This is a genomic window from Streptomyces sp. NPDC043812 (assembly GCF_056436245.1).
In genome coordinates this window covers 124337-145166 of the sequence record NZ_JBWKCY010000017.1, presented here as the reverse complement: position 1 = coordinate 145166, position 20830 = coordinate 124337, and the positions used below count along the sequence as shown (strand labels likewise).

Sequence of the window (20830 nt, the reverse complement as noted above, 5' to 3'; positions counted from 1 at the left end):
CGATGCTACCTTCCCTTGGTCAGGGGGTCCTGCTTGATCCGCTTTTCCCTCTGGCAGCGAATTCGGAATCCTTCTTGTGTAGTGCCTCGTCGGCGAGACGGCTGATGTGCTCCGCGAGCACGTGCACTGGTTGCTGCCCGTCCAGGATGTGGTAGTTGGCGTCCACTCCCCACTCCTGGCTGAGAAAGATGTCCCGGACCCTCGACATCCGCTCGTGGTCCGCTTCCTCCCAGCGAGGCTTGTCACCCCGGTTTCGGATTCTGTCGACAGCGACTTCGGCGGGGATGTCCAAGTACACGGTCAGCTGGGGTTCCGGCAGATACCGGTTGAGTTGGACCACCCACTCCAGGTCAGGGATACCCCGGGCAACCATCCACGCGTACGAGCTGTAGACATAGCGATCGGATATGACGACCGCACCCTCACGCATCCAGGGAAGCATCGCCGTGCGCATGTGGCGCAATCGGTCCATTGCGCTGAACAGCACAAGTTCCGGCACCACATCCACCATGTCAGCGTCGGACAGCTCCTGATTGAGGAAGGCATTGAGTGTCGGATCGTCTCGGAAATGCGCGGTGACCGGTCGAGTCCGGTACACCGTCCGCTTGGCGGCCAGATGCTTCTCTAGCAGTTCCGACTGAGTGGTCTTGCCGGATCCATCCAGGCCGCAGAGCGCGATGAGGGCGCCTTGCTCCGGCACTTTCCAGCGCTTGTCATCCACGAGATGGCACCTCCTGTTGTTGCTGCTGTACATCAGCGCCCAGGGCACGCAGAGTCCCAATGAGGTCGCCGTGGCCCCTTTGCAGGTGGTAGCCACCATGGATGGTTGAGCATCCGTCCGCTGCGAGAGCGGCAAGTATGTAGGCGACGACGCATCGGATGTCCTCGCCGACCACCTCTGCTGCTTCAAGAGGTGTGGACCCGGTTACCGTCATCGTGCGGCCACTTTTACTCACTTGCGCGCCGAATCGACGTAGCCCCTCCACATGACTCGACCTGAGTTCGTGCACCCCTTCGTGGATATGGGTGGTCCCGGACATTTGTGTCGCCAGCACTGTGGCTTGTGGCTGGAGGTCAGTTGGAAAACCGGGGTGAGGCGCAGTCGTGACACGGCGGGTTCGCGTGTTGTCGCGTGGGTGCGAAGTCATGCTGACCGCACAGCCGGTGGGGCTAGCTTCAATCTCGGCGCCTGCTTCATGCAGCAGCGACCAGAATGTCTCAGGTAAGTCCCCCTGGGGGAAGCCGAGGAGAGTTACTGAGCCACCAGTGAGCGCGGCTGCGATGGCTAGGGTGCCTGCTTCGAGCCGGTCGGGGGGCAGCACCTGGTGTGTGCCCAGAACTTCCGAACCGCCGATGACTTCGATGGCACCGTCAAAGCGGCGCTGTGCCGCGATACCGCACCCGCGCAGAAAGGCGATCACGTGCTCGACTTCCGGCTCGGGGCTCGGCTCGGTGATCAACGACGCTCCCCGAGCGCGGGACGCCAATAGTAGCGCTGTGACCGTTGCGCCGAGACTCGGCCCGTTCTTGGTCCCTGCCGAGAACTTGAATGCGATCGGCCGGCCGCCCGTGAGTCGGGCGGTGAGCGTAGAGCCATCCTTCTCAATGGTGGCGCCAGCAGCCTCCATCACCGCGAGGTGCTGGTCGATAGGGCGCGGGCAGAAGGCGTCACCACCCGGGAGGGGGAACTGCACCTTTCCCTCTTTGGCGAGAACGGCAGCCGCGAGGGAGGGCGTTATGCGGAGCCGATGGCCGAGATCCGGTGGAATTCGTGCATGCCGTGTGGGTGAGCCCGGGCTTAAATGGAATTGACGATCATTGATCCGGACGTTGTGTCCAAGCTCGTGCGCTATGTTTGCGACCACGTCGACGTCCAGGATTGACGGCATATTGGTCAGGGTCACCGGGTCATCTGCGACGAAGACGGCTGCTGCGAGCAGCACGGCGCATCCCTTCGCGCCCTGCAGACCAATCTTTCCCTCGAGTCGTCGTTTACCGGTAACTTGCACAGGGGGGTATAAGAACAACTATGTCTCCTAGTCGTGACGGTGGCCGGGTTGTGGATGAGGAGCAGCCCGGCCTGGAAGAACGATTCGCTCGAATCGTCCACAAAGGATTACTTGAAGCCGTACGCGAGGCCCGCGCGGGGTTGTAGCTCGTAGTGCATGGCGCGCGCAGGTGCGTCTAGGTGCGTAGAGGCTTGGCGAGTGGGGGACTGATGCGTGTCAATTCGAGGAACCCGTCACGTGACTGCACGAGCGTAACAACGTTGATCATTGCTGTGTAGAGCTTTATTTGCATCTTGTCGTGAGGAGACAGAGGGGTCGGCGAAGCACATGAAGATCAATCAGGCTATTGTGGTGCATATCGATCCGACCATTCTGTACGGCTTTTCCAGCCTGGTCGTGAGGCGAAGGCGTGAACATGCGGTCAACTGGACGTGGCCCGACGGCGTGGCGCACCCACGCATCACGCGCAGGTGACGCCTGTCTGTCTGCTCCTGCCCCATCGGGAATGGAGCGCGACGGGATATGCAGGCCACCGGTCCAGTCCCGAGCCCGAAGCGCCCGCGTCAGGCGATGTCCGGCTGCCGGACAGCTGTACCCGACGACTCATGGGACCGGCCCCACACCGCCACTTCTTGACCGGGGGCGTGAAGAACGGCACACACACTGGCGTTGTCCAGCGCCAGTACACCGGCACCGCCGGCAGGATTGAGAACATCCAGGTCGCCGTCTACCTCGTCTACGCGGGCGAGCGGGGACACGCGGCGGTGGACCGGGAGTTGTACATCCCGCGCTCTTGAACGTGCGACCCGGACCGCTGCCAGGCGGCAGGGCTCGGTGAGGACACCGTCTTCGCGACCAAGCCGGAACTGGCCCGCACGATGATCGAACGGTCCCTTAACACCGGACACCGCGTCGACTGGGTTACGGGTGATGAGGTCTACGGCGGCAACTCGACACTGCGGTCCGCGCTGGAAGAGTGCGGGGTTACGTGCTCGCCGTCGCCTGCTCCCATGAAGTCACCACCGGTGCGGGGAAGTTCCGCGCGGATGCCCTGGCCGCGAAGGTGCCGAAGCGGGAAGCGGTCGGCAAGGGTCGGCGCCGAGGGGCACCGCTTCTACGGTTGGGCGGTCATCAACCTGGCCGGCCCCCGCCCGGTCCGCCACCAGAGGCTGATCGGCCGCAACCGCGCCACTGGCGAACTCGCCTACTACCGCTGCTTCTCACACCAGCCGGTGCCGCTGACATTGCTGGTGCGGGTCGCCGGATCCAGATGGCGGGTGGAAGAGACCTTCCCAGACCGAGAAGGGGCTCGCGGGACGCGATGAGCACCAGGTCCGTCGTTACCCCTCCTGGAGCCGATCGGTCAGCCTCGCGATGCTCGCCCACGCCTACCTCGTCGTCGTTTGTGCCGACGAACACACCCGCCGTCCCGGGCCGACTGACCTGGTCCCGCTGTCCTGCAACGAGATTCAGCGCCTGTTCAGCCATGCCGCCGCTGACCACCCAGACACCGACCCCGTCCGCGTCGTCCGCGCCTGAGAGCCCGATCGCGAGCTTGACTTTCGGCTGGGCTTGCTCCTGCTGTAGCGCAAGTTGCTGCGCCGCGACGTCGGCCGATCGATCGGCGGCATCAGCGGACCGCCTCGCTTCGACGAGGGACTTCTCCGCCGCTCTAGCCGAGCGATGAGCTGACCACCGCGCCGCGCAGCTGATGGGAACGGCCAGCACGGCCACGATGAATGCTGCGATCTCCATGACGCCGGACTGTGGAGGAGCGCCATCGGGCGCCCCCCATCGGACATCGCTGCCGAAGGTCAGGATGAGGCGCCGTGCTGCTTCCCTGGGTAGTCGGCGTCGTCTTGTGCGGTGGGCAGCTGGTTGTGGCCTTCGGACCAGTGGTTGACCCAGCCGCATTGCGAGCAGGCATAGCGGCCGTTGACGCCGCGGATCAGCGTGCCGCAGCGCTTGCACTCAGTGCGTGTGATCTCCGGCGCCCGCTCGGCCGGCGGTACCTGTTCGTCCATCCTCGGAACCTATCGTCGTCGGGGGCGCGGGCGCTTTGACCCCGCCGCATAACTGGGAGCAGCTGCCCCCCCCGCTGTGAGCGGCGCACCGCACTTCTGGCAGTTGCCAGCCATCATCGGACCTCCTTGCGAGACCGAGGGGGGTCATACCCAGTCCGCTAGTCGAGGATCCCGAGTATTGGTAGCAGCCGGGCGCCCGCGTTTCGTAGCAACGTGGCGTCAGAGTCCACTCCCACCGGCTGCGCTCCTCCCAGACGTGCTTCGCCTCCACGAGGTGCGCGTCGAGTTCTTGCCCTGACCATCCGTTGATGTACAGGGCCTGCGTGCGAGCACGGGCCAGATACGTCGGCCCTGCGATGCTGGTGCGGCCCATGGGGGTCACCTCGTCGCACGCGAGGCACTGGCACACCAGCCGAGCCAGGCGCTGCGTCCGGGTGTCTGCGTCGTCGAGGTACACGTACCTCTCGTGCGCGTGCAGGCGCGGCGCGTAGTCCAGCGTGATCAGATCCTCGCGGGTGTTCCCGCACACCTCGCAGGCGTTGCCAGCGCGTTCGTAGACCATGTTGCGGATGCGCACCCACTCATACTGTCTGGCGAGGAGGGTGCGTCCGGCCTTGCCCAGCAGGTTGTTGGATCAGATCGACGTACAGCGAGCTGCCGCCCAGCGTCTTGTCTTCACCATCGATGACGTGAGGGACTGGGGGCCTGTGGATGCGCGACATCTTTGGTGCTTACCCGTCCCGCCCGCGTCCCACTGGGCCCATCCCTACGCGCTGCGATCCGCGGCGGCTACCGCCGGTGTTGCGTGCCAAGCATCCGCCCGAAGCCCAGCCCGACACCTAGCGCCAAGGCGGTCTCGACCGTGGTGAACCACCAGGTGAGAGCGACCCCTAGAATCATGACCGCGAGTTCGAACAGCTCGCCTCGTCTCACCTCTGACGGGGAGACGACGCGCTCACGACGCCCCGTGTTCATCGGAGACAACTGCGCTGTGGCGCACAGAGCGCAGAGCGATACAGGGAAGAACGAGTTGCTTAGCTCGTGCGTGATCGCCCGAGCAGCAATAGGGATGGTCCCGTCGCAATCGGGTTGGAACGCCCCGGGGTGCGCGAGATTGCAGGGACACTCGCAGTTTCCGAGAGACGGTTTCGACCACGCTGCAACGCGCGAAGGCGACCATTGCGTATGCCGCACGCCTCGTGGGCCGACATAGCCATCCAGGTCTCGCATCCCACCCTTCCCCGAAGTCTGGGCGGGACTCTAGTCCTCGGGAGGCCGCCCGATGAGGTCGGCCCCCAGGACGTCAGGCCGCGTCCCATTGGTGGGCGGGGCCGCCGAACCATTCGATCCACGCGGGATCGTCAAGGAGTGGCTCGGGGTCGAGGATGCCCGATGCCTCGAGGAACACGATCACGTCGTGGTCGCTGTGGGCGAGGCCGAGGATCTCGTCGCGCTGGTTCCTGCGTACAGTGACACGCCGACCGCCGGTCGGGGACAACCGGTGAACGACGATAGGCGCGGTCATCTATCCATGCTGCTCCGGACGTCGGTCACAGCATCCCCAGCTCGATGTCGGCTCGGCAGTGCGAGCAAGCCTCGACGCCGCGTGCATCGCCGCCTCCCGGCTGACGACGTGGATGCGCTTGCCAGCCATGTGGCAGCCGCCGACGTGAACGGAGAGCGGGCGTCGCCCGTCGCCGATGCCGGTCTCGATCATCCAGTCTGGGGACGGGCGGGCGCCGGGCCTCGCCCTCCGTGCGTTCCTTCTCCCGCTGCTCGACCTGCCGGATCCGGTCTCGCACCTGGTCAAGGCTCAGGGCGAGCCGCGTCTCCAGGGTGCGAAGCCGGGGTAGACAGGCGGAAGGTCGGTCACGTGTCTAGCTTGCCCCTAAATTCAAACAGGGGTTCTACTTGGGGCATGGCCAATCACAAGGTCGAGCACCTCACGACCACCCAGGAGCGGATCCTCCGCCATATCCGCGCGGCCATCACTGATCAGGGCGACGCCCCGACCGTCGCCGAGCTCGCCGCCGCCGGCATGCGGCCGTCGTCGGTGCACTACCAGTTGCGGGAGCTGCAGGCGAAGGGTGTGCGAGCCGCGACGTCCGCGGGGGATCTGGCTTGCATGAATCCTCTCATGGCACCCGCCCGCTACCACCTCATGCTCGCCATCGACGGATGGCCCGCGATGCACGGCTAGTGGGCGGACCGGACAACAGTGGACCGGAAGTTTCTCAGCTGGATCGGCGAGCGCGGCAGCATGCCCGGGGCCCGCATCACCCTGACCGAAGAGGCAAACGGCGAGGAGCCGGCCGCCTGGCCGTAGCCGCCCCGTCGTTGTCAGTGGCGGTCGCTACCGTGGATGCACTATCCCCAAGACAGGGGAGAGCTTCTGGCCCCGTCCGGCCGTGATGCACCGGGCGGGGCTTGCTGCTGTCAGCCCTCCCGGGCCGCCTGCTTGACCGACTGCTCCACCTCGTACCGGTTGAGCCCGGCCGCTGCCGCATGTTCGCAAATCGCCTTCTGCACTGCGGTCGCCTCCAGCTGAGCGGCATTCGCCGCGCGCCGCTGCAGCGCCAGCAAATCGTCCGGGACCGGGACTCTTTTCTCGTTCGCCGCGGGCGGATGCTATGCCGCGGGGTACGCGGCCCCGCGAACCCTGCCTCGCGCGCGTCGCGGGCGAGGCCAGTCAGGCGGCCTCGACTCCCTCACTGCGGATTGCCGCAGCCCACTCCTGCAGCAGCCTGTGATACCGCTCTTGCTCGACTCGGACGGGCTCCCGCCGCGCGCCCACAGCGCGCGAATCTCGGGGTTCGCCGCAGCAGCCGGCCGAACGGCGGGGGGAGAGGGGAGTTGCAGTGGCCGTCCCGCTCTGGCGTTCTCTCCCGATGGGAGAGTGGGAGAAATGTGGGAGACGATCATCTCGATTGACCTCGAATCGGCCCGAATCAGCCGTCAGTCGCCCGACTCACCCGCGTGCGGGCTGAGCGTGTCCGTGCCGACCAGGATGAACAGCACGATTCCCAGGATGATTCGGTAGATCACGAACGGCATGAAGCTCTTCGTAGTGATGAATTTCATGAACCAGGCGATCACCGCGTATCCCACGCCGAAGGCGATGACCGTCGCGAAGATGGTCGGTCCCCAGGAGACGTGTCCCTCACCGGCGTCCTTGAGCTCGAACAGACCGGATGCCAGCACCGCCGGAATCGCGAGCAGGAAGGAGTAACGGGCTGCCGCCTCGCGGGTGTAGCCCATCAGCAGACCGCCGCTGATGGTCGCGCCCGAGCGCGAGACGCCCGGGATCAGGGCCATCGCCTGGCACACGCCGTAGATGAGGCCGTCCCTGACGCTCAGGTCCTGGAGCGTCTTGCGCTCCCGGACCACGCGGTGACGTCCGCCGATCTCGTCGCGGGCGGCCAGCCGGTCCGCGACACCGAGCACGATGCCCATGACGATCAAGGTCGTGGCGATGAGCCGCAGATCACGGAACGGGCCCTCGATCTGGTCCTTGAGGGTGACGCCGAGCACACCGATCGGGATCGAACCGATGATCACGAGCCAGCCCATCTGCGCGTCGTGGTCGCGGCGCATCGCCTTGTCGGTGAGCGACCGGAACCACGCGGAGACGATCCGCGCGATGTCCTTGCGGAAGTAGATGAGGACGGCCGTCTCCGTGCCGATCTGGGTGATCGCGGTGAACGCCGCACCCGGGTCCTGCCAGCCGGCGAACGCGGCGGTGAGCCGAAGATGCGCACTGGAGGAGATCGGCAGGAACTCCGTCAGCCCCTGGACGAGCCCGAGGATGAATGATTCGAACCACGACATGAAAGCTAAGCCGTCCAAGTACTGGTCAGGAGGGAAAGTACGGTGCGCGGGCCGCGATCATGCGTCCGTCGCATGGCAGCGTAGCGGCAGGAGGTGACCGGCCATCGGGCGGGTTCGTCCGCGCCCGGGCCGACGATCGGCGGCCCGCGCCGCGAAGTGGGCGTGCCGCGGACCGAATTCGGGGACGAGTTCGTGGCGCGTGCCCGTCAGGGCGCGCGCAGCCGGTGCCGTTTCGTCCAGGCAACGACTGCCGCCGCCACTCCGGTCACCACGATGAAGCCCATCGCGATCAGGAACGCGGGAGACGTCGGCGATCCCGCGCGGCTGCCCGCCACCACGTACGCCGCCGTGTTGGGGATCGAGCCCAGCCCGGTCGCCACGAGAAACGGCACATGACCCATGCGCGAGACGGCGGCGCAGTAGTTGGCCGCGGCGAACGGCACGCCGGGGAAGAGCCGGATCGCGAGCATCGAGCGGAAGCCGTGCCGGCTGAGCTGGCCGTCGGCGGCTTTCAGCCACCGCCCCTTCAGCAGTGGACGCAGCGCGTCCTGCCCCAGCAGCCGGCCCAGGGTGAACGCGATGCCGGCACCGAGCACCGTGCCACCCAGCGCCGAGAGCAGTCCGGCCTGCGAACCGAACAGAGCCCCCGCAGCGAGATTGAGGATCGGCCGGGGCACGAACGCCGCCGTGCACACGCCGTACCCGACACCGAACAGCACCACGGCCGCGGCGCCGCTCAACTGCGGTGGCCAGCCTGCCGACAGCAGCCGCTGCGGCTCGTACAGGAGCACCGTCACCGCGGCCGACGCCAGCAGGACCACGAGCAGTGACAACCGCGACCACGGCGAGAACAGCGCCCTGGAGCAACGGAAGGCGAGACCGGATGCCGGCCTGGGGACGGGGTCGAGCATCCGGGGAGACTAACCGACGAAGGTGTCCATCCGCCGTAAGGTGTGGCTCATGACGCACGCCGCCCCGCGCAGCGATCTCGCGGACACGGTCGTCGCGCGGCTCACCGCCGTCTACCCCACGGCGGCGGACCCGGAGCGGGCGGCGCATGCCGCCGCGTACATGAAGGGCGTCGCCCCCTTCCTCGGCATCCCGGCCCCGTTGCGCCGCACTCTGTCCCGGGAGGTGCTCGCCGGAACGGCGCGCCCCGACGAGAGCGACTGCACCGCGATCGCCCTGCGCTGCTGGGCACTTCCGGAACGCGAGTACCAGTACTTCGCCGCCGACTACCTGCGCCGGTATGCCGGCCGCTGCGGTCCCCGCTTCCTGCCCGTGGCCCGTCGGCTGGTCACCACCGTGCCCTGGTGGGACACGGTGGACGTGCTCGCCGTCCACCTCGTGGGTCCGCTTGTCGCCGCCGCCCCGGCGCTCACCGCGGACATGGACGCATGGATCGACGACGAGGACCTCTGGGTCGCGCGTGCGGCGCTGCTGCACCAGCTCCGATACAAGGACGCGACCGACACCGAGAGACTGTTCGCCTACTGCCTGCGCCGCGCGGACCATCCGGACTTCTTCATCCGCAAGGCGATCGGCTGGGCGCTGCGCGAGTACGCCAGGACCGACCCCGGCGCGGTACGCGACTTCCTCGACGGCGCCCGCGACCGGCTCTCGCCGCTGTCCGTACGTGAGGCGGCGAAACACCTGTGACGGGCTGAACCGCCCCTGCACCGAAAACCGTTCGACGCCCCCTCCGGGGTGCGCGATCATCAACGGCATGTTCCGGCACGCCTTCTTCGCAGCGCCGTCCGCAGTCGCGGACGCGCCGAAGGCTGCCGCATTCCCGGCGGCCGCTGCCGCAGCCGTCCTCGACGGCGCCCGAAGCTGACCCTTCCCGGAACGTCCGGCGGACCCCGCAGGGGGAGGGTCGGCAAGGCCCAGGGGTCCACCTCACGCTTCACGTTCCGGGAAGGAACACATCCAGCCATGCCCAAGACGGCATACGTGCGGACCAAGCCGCACCTCAACATCGGCACCATGGGCCACGTCGACCACGGCAAGACCACACTGACCGCCGCGATCACCAAGGTGCTCAGCGAGCGCACCGGCAGCGGCACGTCCTTCGTCTCCTTCGACCGGATCGACCGGGCGCCGGAGGAGGCCAGGCGCGGCATCACCATCAACATCGCGCATGTCGAGTACGAGACCGACACCCGGCACTACGCCCATGTGGACATGCCGGGCCATGCCGACTACGTCAAGAACATGGTCACCGGCGCCGCCCAGCTGGACGGCGCGATCCTCGTCGTCTCGGCACTCGACGGCGTCATGCCGCAGACGGCGGAGCACGTCCTGCTCGCCCGCCAGGTGGGTGTCGACCACATCGTGGTCGCGATCAACAAGGCGGACGCGGGCGACGACGAGCTCACCGACCTCGTCGAGCTGGAGATCCGTGAACTGCTCACCGCCCACGGGTACGGCGGCGACGCGGCGCCCGTCGTGCGGGTGTCGGGGCTGAAGGCGCTCGAGGGCGACCCGCGGTGGACGGCCGCTGTCGAGGCACTGCTGGACGCCGTCGACACCTATGTGCCGATGCCCGTCAGGTACACGGACGCGCCGTTCCTGCTGCCGGTGGAGAACGTGCTCACCATCACCGGACGTGGCACCGTCGTCACGGGAGCCGTGGAGCGCGGCACCGTACGCGTCGGCGACCGGGTGCAGGTGCTCGGCGCGGACGCCGAGACGGTCGTGACCGGGCTGGAGACGTTCGGCAAGCCGATGGAGTCCGCGGAGGCCGGTGACAACGTGGCGCTGCTGCTGCGCGGGCTGCCCCGGGACGCCGTCCGCCGGGGTCATGTGGTCGCCGCCCCGGGGAGTGTGGTGCCCAGCCGACGCTTCACGGCACAGGTCTACGTCCTGTCGGGGCGCGAGGGGGGACGGACCACACCACTCTCCACGGGCTACCGGCCGCAGTTCTACATCCGGACGGCGGACGTCGTCGGTGACATCGACCTCGGTGCAGCCGCCGTGGCCAGGCCGGGCGACACGGTCACCATGACCGTGGAACTCGGCCGCGCCGTACCGCTGGAGCCGGGCCTGGGCTTCGCGATCCGTGAGGGCGGCCGCACCGTCGGCGCCGGAACGGTCACCGAGGTGGTCTGACCGGCACGGGGGCGGTCCTCCGCGGAGGCGGAGGGCCGCCCTTCATGGTGCCCGGCGACCGGCACAATGGGACGGTGAACGCGCAGATACCCGTCGTCCGTGACGTCGACGGCGGCACCGCCAAACTCATGCCCGACGTCGACCGGGACCGGGCCTGGCTGCTGACCGTCGACGGCGCACCCCAGTCGTACGTCGACCTCGACGATCCCGCGCACCTGGAGTTCGAGTACACCCGCAGGCTGGCCCATGTCCTCGACAACGTGGCCGGCCGGGGAGAGACGCTCGACGTACTGCACCTCGGTGGTGGCGCGCTCAGCCTGCCCCGCCGTATCGAGGCGGTCGCGCCGGGCTCCCGCCAGGACGTGGTGGAGGCGGACCGGGGCCTTGTCGCGCTTGTCGCCGAGCATCTGCCGCTGCCGCCGGACAGTTCGATCGCCGTGCACGGCGGGGATGCCCGTGCCTGGCTGGAGACCGCACCCGAGCGCAGTGCGGACGTAGTGATCGCCGATGTCTTCGGCGGGGCGCGGGTGCCCGCGCACCTGACGTCGCTCGACTACGCACGGGCGGCGGAGCGGGTGCTGCGGGTGGGAGGCACGTATGCGGCGAACCTGGCGGACGGTGCGCCGTTCGCCTTCCTGCGCTCGCAGCTGGCGACGTTCGCGGCGGTGTTCGCCGAGCTGGCGCTCATCGCCGAGCCCGCGGTGCTGCGCGGGCGCCGCTTCGGCAACGCGGTTTTGGTCGCTTCCCAGACGCCGATCGACGTGCCCGGTCTCACCCGTCTCGTCGCGGCCGACGCCTTCCCGGCGCGTGTGGAGCACGGCAGGTCACTGACCCGTTTCATCGGTGACGCGCGACCTGTGCGCGACGAGGACGCCGTGGCCTCGCCCCCGCCGCCCGACGGCGCGTTCAGTATCGGCTGACCGGCACCCGGGTGGTGCACCCGGCCGCGGCGGGGGACCGCCGCGGCCGGGACCGTGGATCAGGAGCCCGACTCCGTGGGCTCGACCAGCCGGACCGTGCCGAGGATCTTCTGGATGGTCGCGTCGTCGACCTCCTCCTTGACGCCGGTGTTGGCGTAGAGGACCCAACTCTTGAAGTCACCCTTGGAGTTCTTGAAGGAGAACGCGATCGACTTGCCGTCGGTCTCGCATTTGTTCTCCTTCTTCACACCCGAGGTCCTGGCCGTGGCGACACTGCCCTTGAGACCGGACGCGGTCGTGAAGTCCTTGGCCGGCGAGACCTTGACCGCCTTGTCGGGCTCGGTCTGCGCATAGCCCGCCCAGGCCCACTGCCACGCGGTGCCACGGGCCGCTTCCGCGGTGTCCTTCGCCCCGGAGGCGCCCTTGGAGCCGGTGGTGGCCAGGCCCCACTCCTCCAGGTCGCCGTCCTTGTCGGTGTCGAAGGTGCACCACTTGCTCTTGTAGCTGGCGGGGGCGCCCATCACCGCGGCCGGCGAGCCGTCGCCCTTCTTCTCGTCCTCGAAGAACGTGCTGACGCTCGACCCGGCCACCTCCCACTCGGCCGGGACGTCGAACTGGGTGCCGTGCTTGGGGTTGGTGACGACCTTCCAGCCCTCGATCGTGGGCTTGGCGTTCGAACCGCCGCGGGGGTTGTCCGCCGGCGGCGACGAGGTGGCCGGGTCCTTCGAGGCGTCCGGTTTGCTCGTCTTCGACGCGGTGGTGCCGCCGCCCTTGTCGGACGTGCCCTTGTCGTCGTCGTTCAGCACGATGTATCCGGTGACCGCCGCGGCCACGACCACGGCCGTCGCCGCGACGATCGCGACGATGGTGGTCTTCTTCTTGTCGTCCTGCGGCGGCTGGGGCGCACCCGGCATCTGGCCCGGCATCGCGTACTGCGGCACGGTGGGCTGCTGGTACGGATTGGGCTGCTGGTAGCCCGGCTGCTGATACGGATTCGGCTGCTGGTACCCCGGCTGCTGGTACGGGTTCTGGTCCTGCGGGTTCTGCTCGCCCCCGGGCGGCTGCTGTCCTGGCCACATGGCCAGTAACCATAGAGGTGCGGCGGCAGCAGTTCCACGTCTGCCCCCCAGGGGATGGCCAACACCGGCTACTCGTGGGTAACATCCAGGCCATGAGCGCAGAAGAGATGAACATCGGCGAGCTGCTCGCCGCCACGGTGCCCATGGTCCGCACCCTCGGTCTGGAGTACCTCGAGACCACCCCCGAGCGCGCGGTGCTCCGCCTGCGGGACCAGGCCGATTACCAGAACCACGTCGGCGGGCCGCACGCCGGAGCCATGTTCACGCTAGCCGAGTCCGCGAGCGGCGCCATCGTCCTCGCCGCGTTCGGTGACCAGCTCTCGCGCGCGGTGCCGCTGCCCACCAAGGCCGAGATCTCCTTCAAGAAGATCGCCCGCGGCGACCTCGTCGCGACGGCGACGCTCGGCCGCCCCATCGCCGACATCGTCAAGGAGCTCGACGCCGGCGAGCGCCCCGAGTTCTCCGTGAAGGTCGCGATCCAGCGCGAGGACGAGGCCGTGACCGGCGAGATGGACATCATCTGGACGCTGCGCCCCAACAGCTGACCCCCGGCCGCGCACGAAGCTGGCCCGCCCCGACACCCCCGAGGTGACGGGGCGGCCCTTTCGCGTACCCGGAGCGAATCCGCGGAGCAGGTAGGCTGCCCCGGCGTGCGCCGACGGGGGCGTACGGCGGGCGAGGGCCCGGTGGGTACGGAAGGAACCGGCGTTGCACGTCCAGGAGTGGCTCGAGACCATCCCCCCGTTGAGCATCTACCTGCTGGTGGGTGTGGTCATCGGACTCGAAAGCCTCGGCATCCCGCTGCCGGGCGAGATCGTCCTCGTCAGCTCGGCGCTCCTCGCCTCGCAGCACGGCGACATCAACCCGTACATCCTCGGCGCCTGCGCCACGGCCGGGGCGATCATCGGCGACTCGATCGGCTACGCCATCGGCCGCAAGGGCGGCAGGCCGCTGCTGGCCTGGCTCGGCCGCAAGTTCCCCAAACACTTCGGCGACGCGCAGATCGCCATGGCGGAGCGGTCGTTCGAGAAGTGGGGCATGTGGGCGGTCTTCTTCGGCCGCTTCGTCGCCCTGCTGAGGATCTTCGCAGGGCCGCTCGCCGGTGTGCTGCGGATGCCGTACTGGAAGTTCCTGATCGCCAACGTCTTCGGCGGAATCCTGTGGGCGGGCGGCACGACGGCCGTCATCTACTCGGTCGGCGTCGTGGCGGAGGCATGGCTCAAGCGCTTCTCGTGGCTGGGCCTGGTCCTCGCCGTCCTCATCGGTGTGACGTCGATGCTGATCCTGAAGAACCGGGCGAAGAAGGCGGCGGCCGAGGCCCCGGCACAGGCGTCGGCGGCGGCCGAACCCGAGCCCGAGCCCGTGCCCGTCGGCGACTGAGGCGCCGGGCCGGCGGACGTGCGCCAGGGGCGCCGGGTGCAGAGCCCGGCGCCCGCGCCACGTCAGGACCCGTGCGCCGCGCGGTGCTCCTTGGCCAGGTCCACGTACACCGACGCGTTCAGCCTGATCCCCTCACGCTCCTCGTCGGTCAGTTCCCGGCGGACCTTCGCCGGAACACCCGCGACCAGCGAACCCGGGGGTACACGCATGCCCTGCGGAACCAGAGCCTGAGCGGCGACCAGCGACCCCGCGCCGATGTGCGCGCCGTTGAGAACCGTGGCCCCCATGCCCACCAGCACGTCGTCCTCCACCGTGCAGCCGTGGAGGACCGCGTTGTGACCCACCGATACCCGCTCACCCACGGTGACGGGGAAACCGGGGTCGACGTGGACCGTGCAGTTGTCCTGGATGTTGCTCCCGGCGCCGATGACGATCGGGCCGCCGTCGGCGCGCAGCACGCTCTGGTACCAGACACTCGACCCCGCGGCGAGCGTCACCTCGCCCATCACCACGGACGTCGGCGCGGTGAAGGCATCCGGATCGACCTTCGGGTCCTTGCCGCCCACACCCGCGACCAGTGCTCGTTCCGCCATGCCGTGTCTCCTCGGTGATCAGCTCTCGCGTCTCCCCGAACCGTAAATGACCCTTCGGCGGCCACGTCCGTCAGGGGGCGCGCTGCCACCCCTACTGCACGACAGGCGTGAACCGCACCGGCAGCGCGGTGAGCCCCCGCATCCAGACCGACGGCCGCCAGGTCAGCTCCGGCGGCTCCACGGCGAGCACCACGTCCGGCAGCCGCTCCAGGAGCGCCTCCACGGCCGTACGGGCCATCACTTCGGCGAGCAGCGGAGCCGGATACGGGCACCGGTGCTCGCCGCTGCTGAACGACAGATGCGCGGAATTCTCGGTGCCGACGTGCCCGTCCGGCCAGATCTGGGGATCGGTGTTCGCCGCCGCGAGACCCAGCACGAGACAGTCGCCCGCCCGGATCTGCTGCCCGCCCAGCGTGGTGTCGCGCACCGCCCAGCGTCCGATGAAGTTCTGGTTCGGTGTGTCCAGCCAGAGCACCTCGTTGAGCGCCTGGCCCACGCTGAGCCGTCCGCCCGAGACGTTCAGTGCGAAACGGTCGTCGGTGAGCAGCAGACGCAGCGTGTTGCCGATCCAGTGCGCCGTGGGCTGCTGTGCGCCCACGATGACCGCGATCAGGTCCTGGACGACCTCCTCGTCGGCGAGCCGTGCCGGATGGGCCAGCATCCGGGAGGTGACATCCGGTCCTGGCAGTGCCCGCTTGTCCTTGACCAGGCGCTGGATCCGCTCCTGGACCCGTACGAACGCGGCCACCGGATCCTCGCCGTCGGCCGCTTCCAGGGAGATCCGCAGATCGCGGACCAGCTCCTCGGTGTCCGCGCCGCGGGCAGGCATCCCGCACATCTGGACCGTGGCGCGCATCGGCAGTGCGTGTGCATAGGCGGCCATCAGCTCGGCCTGTCCGCTGCCGGCGAAGGCGTTGATCAGAAGATCGGCGATCCGGTGGCACCCGTGGGCGAGTTCGAACTGGTCCACCACCTCCAACGCCTCGGTGATGACGCCCGCACGCAGCTGGTGCGCGGCGCCCTCGGTGAACAGGACCGACGGCTGGTGGCCGACGAACGGCAGCAGCGGCCAGTCGGCAGGGACGGATTCCCACTGGTTCCAGCGCCGGGAGTCCCGCGCGAACAGCTCGTCGTGGGCGGTGACATAGCCGACCTCGGCGTAGCCCAGCACCAGCCATGCCGGAATGTCGCCCTCCAGCAGGATCGGGGCGACGGATCCATGGCGGCCGCGCAGCGAGCGGTACCACTCCGCCGGTGCCTGCTGGTACTCGGGGCCGCTGAGCCGGACCGCGCCCGCGTGGGCGGGACAGCCGGCCGGGGGCGGCAGATGCGGTGGGGCGGTGGGGTCGTTCATGGTGTCTTCTCCCGGGCCGTGGCCAGTTCATGGAGGTGGTCGACGAGGCTGATCAGCACGTGCTTGCCGGACGAACGGACCCGGGCGTCGCAGTCGATGAGGGGGACGTGCTCGGCGAGCGACAGCGCCTGGCGGATCTCGGCGAGGGAGAAGGCCGCCAGATCACCGTCGAAGCGGTTGACCGCGACCACGAACGGTGTCCGGTGGTGCTCCAGACGGTCGATCGCGTACCAGGAGTCGCTCATCCGCCGGGTGTCGACGAGCACGACCGCACCGAGCGTGCCCGAGAACAGCCGGTCCCACAGGAACCAGAACCGTTCCTGCCCGGGTGCTCCGAACAGATACAGGACGATGCGCTCGTTGAGGCTGATGCGGCCGAAGTCGAACGCCACGGTGGTGGTCGCCTTGGTGGCCGCGACGTCGCTGGTGTCGTCGACGCCGACCCCGGCCTGCGTCATCACCTCTTCCGTGTTCAGCGGGCGGATCTCGCTCACGGACCGGACGAGCGTGGTCTTGCCGACCCCGAACCCGCCCACCACGACGATCTTCAGGCCGGTCTCGGCGGCCTGGTTCAGGGGCGTACGGGCGGGCAGTTCAGAGGTTGCGGAGCCCATGGAGCACCTCCATCAGGAAGTCGGAGCGGGGCTGGAAGGTGTCGTCCTCGCCGGCTGCCCGCGGTTGACGCGCGGTGATCCGTCCGGTCGCGAGCAGGTCGCCGAGCAGGATGCGGACGACCGTCACCGGCATTCTCAGCTCGGCGGAGATCTCCACCACGGCTGTGGGGCTGCGGCACATCTCGAGGATCGCCAGGTGCTCCTTCTGCATACCGGCGGCGGGCGCGCACTCGGCCACGACCAGCGTGACGAGGTCGAGCGAATCGTCCGGGGCGCGGCTGCGGCCGCCGGTGACGGTGTAGAGCCGCTCCGGATCACCCACTTCGACAGGGCGGCGGGTCATGACAGCGGGGTGTCGAGCGGGGTGTCGTGCGACGGCACGCGTGGTTCGGCCCGCAGATGGTCACCGATCTGCTCGACGAGATCGGTCATCAGGTGGCCGACGACCCCCGGGTCGGCGCCGTCGTCCGCCACGACGGCGAGATGGGCGCCGTTCCCGGCCGCGACGATGAACAGCTGCCCGCCGTGGAACTCGGTCATCGAGTGCCGTACGCCGCCGCTGCCGTTGCCGAACTCCGTCGAGGCGCCCTGCGCGAGGGCCTGGATTCCTGAGCAGATCGCGGCCAGCTGATCGGCCTGATCGAGCGTCAGGTGGCGGCTCCTGCACAGTTTCAGCCCGTCGCGCGAGAGCACCAGGGCATGCCGGGTGCCGGGCGTGCGTTCCAGCAGGCTTTCCAGAAGCCAGTTGAGGCTGTTGTCAGTGGTCTGCATGGTGTGCGTGGGGCGGGGCTGCCCGGTGCTCCGGGCGCCGGCCCGTGCCTCCCGTCTCGCGGTGTCCGTGGCGCAGGGGTGTCTCTGCGGTGCCGCAGCTTTCGTGCGCGGCTACGGCGCGGCTGGCGCACCCGGCCGTTCGTCCCGGTCCTGTCCGAGCTCCCGCAGGCCGCCGTGGTGCCCGGCTGCCGGGTCCGTCGGGTGCACGGCGGACACCGGAGGCAGGGGATCGGGGAGCTCGTCGTGCGTCTGCGCCTCGCCCGTCGCGTCCTCCTGCGTCCCGCGGGTCCGGTGGAACGCGCCGAACCGCGTACCTGCGTCCCGGCCCGACGGCTCGTGCTCCGGCTCCGGTCGCGGATCGGGGCGCCCCCGGTCGGCCGCGGCCATGGTGCGGCCGACCGGGCGCACCGGCAGCCCGCCGGGGGTGGCAACCCGGTGGACGCCCTGCGCCGGCAGCGAGGCGCGCGGCGGCGTGGGTGCTCCGCCGTTCACGGGCGGTGCGGCGGGGCGAACTCCGTGGGTCGCGTCCGGTTCGAGCGGCGGAAGGACGATGCCCGGCAGCGAAGCGCCCGATCCCGAGGTCGTCGGCTCCGCGGGCATGGCCGTGGCCGGGGTGTGCCGCGCGCGTCGCTGCGTGGTGTCGCCGTGCGGCCGGTCCAGCAGGTGGGGCGGGAACAGCACCACGACTCCGGTGCCGCCGCGAGAGGACGGCCGGAAACTCACGCTCATGCCGTACTTGGCAGCGAGCCGGCCGACCACGGCCAGACCGAGCCGCGTGCCCTGCAGCACGGCGAGGTCGGTCGCGCGACCGGACACTGCCTCCTCCGCCCGCCGCATCGCTGCGTCCGGCATCTTCAGGCCGCTGTCCTCGATCGTGACGACCAGGCCGGCGGTACGTTCCTCCACATAGACGTGGACCTCGTCGACGGGCGGCGAGAAGTTGGCCGCGTTGTCCATCAGTTCGGCCAGCAGATGCATCACTCCCTCGGCGGCGAAACCCGCCACGGCCGCGCTGCCGGCGGAGTGCAGCCGCACCCGCCGGTAGGCGGCGATACGGCCGACCGCGCCCCGAAGGACGCTCTCGATGGCGATCGGTCTGTTCCAGGCCCGGCTGGGCCGGCCCCCCATCAGCAGCGCCAGACGGTCCGTCATCAGGCCCAGTTGGGAGGTGTTGTGGTCGAGCCGGAGCAGATCACCGAAGACCTCCTCGCCGTGCCGGTCCTGCATCTCGCGCAGGTCGGCGAGCATGCTGACGGCCATGGCCTGCACCCGACCGAGGGCCTTGGCGCTCGCGCCCTGCGCGGCGGTCGCGCGGCGTTCGCTGACGGCCAGTTCGCGTACCCAGGTGTCGGCGAGGGCGCGCAGCCGTGCGTCGGCGGGCAGTTCGAGCTCGCCCAGAACCGTTTCCGCAGAAGCGCCGCGGCGCAACTGCGCGACAGCGGCGGGCAGCGTCAGCGAGGTCAGCCGGTCGAGACCGTCGGCGGCGAGTGCCAACTGCCGCACGGCCCGGGCACCGTTGACGGCGGCGGACCGCGCCCGCTGCTCTGCCGCACCGACTTCCGCCGTGAGCAGCTGGAGCACGCGGCGCAGCTGCGCGTCGTTCGGCGGCGGTGTGCCAGTGAGGACGTCGTCGGCGCTCTCGCCCGCGCGCAGGCGCGCGAGAGCGGCGGGGAGGGTGACGTTCACCAGGTGAGCCGCCTCCGCCGCGAACCGCGCCGATCGCGTTTCCAGCGCCCGCAGTTCGTTCCTCGCCGCCCCCGCCGCGCTCTGTCGGCTGTGCAGTGCCATGGTCGCGGCGGTGACGACGCCGGCAAGGCACAGCCAGGCGGCGCAGACGGTGGACAGGACCCAGGCGCCTGCCGCGTCCGGGGCGGCGGCGCTCACCCCTGCGCCGACGACGGCGGCGGCCACGAGCGAGGCCGCGGGCACCACCAGCGGCAAGGGCTGTGACGGACGGGCCCTGTGGGGTGGGGGAGCGACAGGTGCTGACATTCCGCGATCCCTCGCTGCTCGAGTGCGGGACGTGATGAAGGAAGGGGCCGACCGAGCGGCTCGCAGCCGCCGTCCGCGTGCCCGGTGTCGAATCCCGGCGTGGACGCGGCGTCGGGCATGGTGTCGTGCCCTGCCGTCGGCCCGCGGCGCCGGGTTGACGGGATCACATACGGTGATCTTGCGTGTGCATGCGGTGCTCATGCTAGCCGCGGGTGCGGCGGCAACGGCCGGAGCACGCGCAGTGTCCACAGAACGGTGGAGTTGCGCCCGAAGTCGCCTGCGGGGGCGCGTTCTCATGGTAAGCGGGCGCGCAGCCGGCGCTCGTTGGGGCGAACGTCACAGCCCCGTGCGCCGATCATGTGACGTGCCTCCGACTACCGTGTGCGGGTGCCCAAGAACAGAAACACGTTCTCGTCGCTGAGCGCCTGGCGTCGGCGCGTTCTCGCGCGCGCCGTCCACCGGGGCTGGCAGTGGGTGCAGGAGACGGGCTCGGTCACCGCCGAGCACCCCGGCCGGCTGCGCTTCCGGCGACTGGGCCACGGCACACGGCTGGCCTTCCCGCAGGGGACCGTGTTCGGCGAGCGCTGGATCGAACTCGGCGACCACTGCATCATCGCCGAACAGGTGACCCTCACGGCCGGGATGATGCCGGATCTGGACCTCGGTACCGATCCGATCCTCACCCTCGGCGACGGGGTCGTGCTCGGGCGCGGCAGCCACGTCATCGCCGACACCCGGGTGACCATCGGCTCGGACACGTACTGCGGCCCGTACGTCTACATCACCTCCACCAATCACAGCTACGACGACCCCGGCCTGCCTGTCGGCAAGCAGTGGCCGCGCACCGAACCGGTCGAGATCGGGCCGGGCTGCTGGCTGGGCACGGGCGCCGTGATCCTGCCCGGCGCCCGGCTCGGCCGCAATGTGGTGGTGGCCGCGGGGGCGGTCGTACGGGGAGAGGTGCCGGACCATGCCGTGGTGGCGGGAGCTCCCGCGCGCGTGGTGCGCCGGTGGGACCCGGCCGAGGGCTGGCTCCCGCCGCTGCGGACGCCGGCGCCGGTGCCGATCCCCGAAGGGGTCACGCCGGAGCAGTTGTTGGCGCTGGCCGAGCTCGAGGACGGCTGAGGGCACTGCCGTCAGCGGTGGCCGGCGGGA

Annotated in this window: 22 protein-coding genes and 1 pseudogene; 9 read left to right on the top strand and 14 right to left on the bottom strand. The window is 69.4% G+C overall.

Translation table 11 applies throughout. From position 1 onward, the window contains the following. Nucleotides 1-19: 19 nt before the first annotated feature. Both tmk and AC067Z_RS24770 read right to left on the bottom strand, forming a co-directional pair. Entirely contained in the window at nt 20-721 is a 702-nt protein-coding gene (gene tmk / locus AC067Z_RS24775; RefSeq protein WP_478791780.1) for a dTMP kinase, read from the bottom strand. Further along, complete coding sequence (locus AC067Z_RS24770) at nt 714-2009, bottom strand: UDP-N-acetylglucosamine 1-carboxyvinyltransferase (protein ID WP_478791841.1); 1296 nt, start codon at nt 2007-2009, stop codon at nt 714-716. Before AC067Z_RS24770 ends, tmk begins: the two co-directional genes overlap by 8 nt. Before the next feature lie 327 nt (nt 2010-2336). Between AC067Z_RS24770 and AC067Z_RS24765 the strand changes: the two genes are divergently transcribed. Both AC067Z_RS24765 and AC067Z_RS24760 read left to right on the top strand, forming a co-directional pair. Then, nucleotides 2337-2483, top strand: coding sequence for a hypothetical protein (locus tag AC067Z_RS24765; RefSeq protein WP_478791779.1), 147 nt, complete (start codon nt 2337-2339; stop codon nt 2481-2483). Nucleotides 2484-2644: 161 nt separating this feature from the next. Further along, nucleotides 2645-3548: pseudogene (locus tag AC067Z_RS24760) on the top strand (IS701 family transposase); the annotation flags it as partial. Between the two features lie 275 nt (nt 3549-3823). Here the strand turns inward: AC067Z_RS24760 and AC067Z_RS24755 are convergent. The 3 genes from AC067Z_RS24755 to AC067Z_RS24745 all read right to left on the bottom strand — a co-directional run bounded on the left by AC067Z_RS24755 (nt 3824) and on the right by AC067Z_RS24745 (nt 5750). Beyond that, entirely contained in the window at nt 3824-4033 is a 210-nt protein-coding gene (locus tag AC067Z_RS24755) for a hypothetical protein (protein ID WP_478791778.1), read from the bottom strand. A 1303-nt stretch (nt 4034-5336) separates the two neighbouring features. Next, the gene (locus AC067Z_RS24750; protein ID WP_478791777.1) at nt 5337-5558 is read right to left on the bottom strand and encodes a hypothetical protein; all 222 of its coding nucleotides are present in this window, start codon (nt 5556-5558) and stop codon (nt 5337-5339) included. Beyond that, entirely contained in the window at nt 5559-5750 is a 192-nt protein-coding gene (locus AC067Z_RS24745) for a DUF6233 domain-containing protein (RefSeq protein ID WP_478791776.1), read from the bottom strand. A gap of 201 nt (nt 5751-5951) precedes the next feature. Between AC067Z_RS24745 and AC067Z_RS24740 the strand changes: the two genes are divergently transcribed. Further along, nucleotides 5952-6233 (top strand): LexA family protein, encoded by a 282-nt coding sequence (locus AC067Z_RS24740; protein WP_478791775.1) that lies wholly within the window; start codon nt 5952-5954, stop codon nt 6231-6233. 755 nt (nt 6234-6988) lie between these two features. Here the strand turns inward: AC067Z_RS24740 and AC067Z_RS24735 are convergent. Beyond that, nucleotides 6989-7861, bottom strand: coding sequence for an undecaprenyl-diphosphate phosphatase (locus AC067Z_RS24735; protein WP_478791774.1), 873 nt, complete (start codon nt 7859-7861; stop codon nt 6989-6991). Between the two features lie 206 nt (nt 7862-8067). Beyond that, nucleotides 8068-8772, bottom strand: coding sequence for a TVP38/TMEM64 family protein (locus tag AC067Z_RS24730; RefSeq protein WP_478791773.1), 705 nt, complete (start codon nt 8770-8772; stop codon nt 8068-8070). Between the two features lie 49 nt (nt 8773-8821). Between AC067Z_RS24730 and AC067Z_RS24725 the strand changes: the two genes are divergently transcribed. The 3 genes from AC067Z_RS24725 to AC067Z_RS24715 all read left to right on the top strand — a co-directional run bounded on the left by AC067Z_RS24725 (nt 8822) and on the right by AC067Z_RS24715 (nt 11892). Continuing rightward, on the top strand, nt 8822-9520 hold the full coding sequence (locus tag AC067Z_RS24725) for a DNA alkylation repair protein (protein WP_478791772.1): 699 nt from the start codon (nt 8822-8824) through the stop codon (nt 9518-9520). 276 nt (nt 9521-9796) lie between these two features. Beyond that, on the top strand, nt 9797-10972 hold the full coding sequence (gene tuf, locus AC067Z_RS24720) for an elongation factor Tu (protein ID WP_478791771.1): 1176 nt from the start codon (nt 9797-9799) through the stop codon (nt 10970-10972). 74 nt (nt 10973-11046) lie between these two features. Further along, the gene (locus AC067Z_RS24715; protein WP_478791770.1) at nt 11047-11892 is read left to right on the top strand and encodes a spermidine synthase; all 846 of its coding nucleotides are present in this window, start codon (nt 11047-11049) and stop codon (nt 11890-11892) included. A 59-nt stretch (nt 11893-11951) separates the two neighbouring features. Here AC067Z_RS24715 and AC067Z_RS24710 read toward each other — a convergent pair whose 3' ends face one another. Beyond that, nucleotides 11952-12971, bottom strand: coding sequence for a DUF8017 domain-containing protein (locus AC067Z_RS24710; RefSeq protein ID WP_478791769.1), 1020 nt, complete (start codon nt 12969-12971; stop codon nt 11952-11954). Nucleotides 12972-13078: 107 nt separating this feature from the next. Here AC067Z_RS24710 and AC067Z_RS24705 point away from each other — a divergent pair, with 107 nt between their 5' ends. After that, nucleotides 13079-13516 (top strand): DUF4442 domain-containing protein, encoded by a 438-nt coding sequence (locus tag AC067Z_RS24705; protein WP_478791840.1) that lies wholly within the window; start codon nt 13079-13081, stop codon nt 13514-13516. A 163-nt stretch (nt 13517-13679) separates the two neighbouring features. After that, nucleotides 13680-14351, top strand: a complete 672-nt coding sequence (locus AC067Z_RS24700) for a DedA family protein (protein ID WP_478791768.1) — start codon at nt 13680-13682, stop codon at nt 14349-14351. Nucleotides 14352-14413: 62 nt separating this feature from the next. Here AC067Z_RS24700 and AC067Z_RS24695 read toward each other — a convergent pair whose 3' ends face one another. The 6 genes from AC067Z_RS24695 to AC067Z_RS24670 form a co-directional block, all read right to left on the bottom strand. Beyond that, complete coding sequence (locus tag AC067Z_RS24695) at nt 14414-14944, bottom strand: gamma carbonic anhydrase family protein (RefSeq protein WP_478791767.1); 531 nt, start codon at nt 14942-14944, stop codon at nt 14414-14416. Between the two features lie 91 nt (nt 14945-15035). Continuing rightward, nucleotides 15036-16298, bottom strand: coding sequence for a cytochrome P450 (locus AC067Z_RS24690; RefSeq protein ID WP_478791766.1), 1263 nt, complete (start codon nt 16296-16298; stop codon nt 15036-15038). Then, entirely contained in the window at nt 16295-16912 is a 618-nt protein-coding gene (locus tag AC067Z_RS24685; protein WP_478791765.1) for a GTP-binding protein, read from the bottom strand. The genes AC067Z_RS24690 and AC067Z_RS24685 overlap by 4 nt, the downstream gene beginning before the upstream one ends. After that, the gene (locus AC067Z_RS24680; RefSeq protein WP_478791764.1) at nt 16893-17255 is read right to left on the bottom strand and encodes a DUF742 domain-containing protein; all 363 of its coding nucleotides are present in this window, start codon (nt 17253-17255) and stop codon (nt 16893-16895) included. Before AC067Z_RS24680 ends, AC067Z_RS24685 begins: the two co-directional genes overlap by 20 nt. Then, the gene (locus AC067Z_RS24675) at nt 17252-17683 is read right to left on the bottom strand and encodes a roadblock/LC7 domain-containing protein (protein WP_478791763.1); all 432 of its coding nucleotides are present in this window, start codon (nt 17681-17683) and stop codon (nt 17252-17254) included. The genes AC067Z_RS24680 and AC067Z_RS24675 overlap by 4 nt, the downstream gene beginning before the upstream one ends. 111 nt (nt 17684-17794) lie before the next feature. Beyond that, nucleotides 17795-19675: a sensor histidine kinase gene (locus tag AC067Z_RS24670; protein WP_478791762.1), complete on the bottom strand. Its 1881-nt coding sequence runs from the start codon at nt 19673-19675 to the stop codon at nt 17795-17797. A gap of 387 nt (nt 19676-20062) precedes the next feature. Between AC067Z_RS24670 and AC067Z_RS24665 the strand changes: the two genes are divergently transcribed. Next, nucleotides 20063-20800, top strand: coding sequence for an acyltransferase (locus AC067Z_RS24665; RefSeq protein ID WP_478791761.1), 738 nt, complete (start codon nt 20063-20065; stop codon nt 20798-20800). Nucleotides 20801-20830 lie beyond the last annotated feature (30 nt).

What these genes read in the sequence shown, in the direction of transcription:
- AC067Z_RS24765 (WP_478791779.1), top strand. Translation starts at nt 2,337, where the DNA reads ATGAAGATCAATCAGGCTATTGTGGTGCATATCGATCCGACCATTCTG.
- AC067Z_RS24755 (WP_478791778.1), bottom strand. Translation starts at nt 4,033, where the DNA reads ATGGACGAACAGGTACCGCCGGCCGAGCGGGCGCCGGAGATCACACGC.
- AC067Z_RS24750 (WP_478791777.1), bottom strand. Translation starts at nt 5,558, where the DNA reads ATGACCGCGCCTATCGTCGTTCACCGGTTGTCCCCGACCGGCGGTCGG.
- AC067Z_RS24745 (WP_478791776.1), bottom strand. Translation starts at nt 5,750, where the DNA reads ATGATCGAGACCGGCATCGGCGACGGGCGACGCCCGCTCTCCGTTCAC.
- AC067Z_RS24740 (WP_478791775.1), top strand. Translation starts at nt 5,952, where the DNA reads ATGGCCAATCACAAGGTCGAGCACCTCACGACCACCCAGGAGCGGATC.
- AC067Z_RS24735 (WP_478791774.1), bottom strand. Translation starts at nt 7,861, where the DNA reads ATGTCGTGGTTCGAATCATTCATCCTCGGGCTCGTCCAGGGGCTGACG.
- AC067Z_RS24730 (WP_478791773.1), bottom strand. Translation starts at nt 8,772, where the DNA reads ATGCTCGACCCCGTCCCCAGGCCGGCATCCGGTCTCGCCTTCCGTTGC.
- AC067Z_RS24725 (WP_478791772.1), top strand. Translation starts at nt 8,822, where the DNA reads ATGACGCACGCCGCCCCGCGCAGCGATCTCGCGGACACGGTCGTCGCG.
- tuf (WP_478791771.1), top strand. Translation starts at nt 9,797, where the DNA reads ATGCCCAAGACGGCATACGTGCGGACCAAGCCGCACCTCAACATCGGC.
- AC067Z_RS24710 (WP_478791769.1), bottom strand. Translation starts at nt 12,971, where the DNA reads ATGTGGCCAGGACAGCAGCCGCCCGGGGGCGAGCAGAACCCGCAGGAC.
- AC067Z_RS24705 (WP_478791840.1), top strand. Translation starts at nt 13,079, where the DNA reads ATGAACATCGGCGAGCTGCTCGCCGCCACGGTGCCCATGGTCCGCACC.
- AC067Z_RS24695 (WP_478791767.1), bottom strand. Translation starts at nt 14,944, where the DNA reads ATGGCGGAACGAGCACTGGTCGCGGGTGTGGGCGGCAAGGACCCGAAG.
- AC067Z_RS24690 (WP_478791766.1), bottom strand. Translation starts at nt 16,298, where the DNA reads ATGAACGACCCCACCGCCCCACCGCATCTGCCGCCCCCGGCCGGCTGT.
- AC067Z_RS24685 (WP_478791765.1), bottom strand. Translation starts at nt 16,912, where the DNA reads ATGGGCTCCGCAACCTCTGAACTGCCCGCCCGTACGCCCCTGAACCAG.
- AC067Z_RS24680 (WP_478791764.1), bottom strand. Translation starts at nt 17,255, where the DNA reads ATGACCCGCCGCCCTGTCGAAGTGGGTGATCCGGAGCGGCTCTACACC.
- AC067Z_RS24675 (WP_478791763.1), bottom strand. Translation starts at nt 17,683, where the DNA reads ATGCAGACCACTGACAACAGCCTCAACTGGCTTCTGGAAAGCCTGCTG.
- AC067Z_RS24670 (WP_478791762.1), bottom strand. Translation starts at nt 19,675, where the DNA reads ATGTCAGCACCTGTCGCTCCCCCACCCCACAGGGCCCGTCCGTCACAG.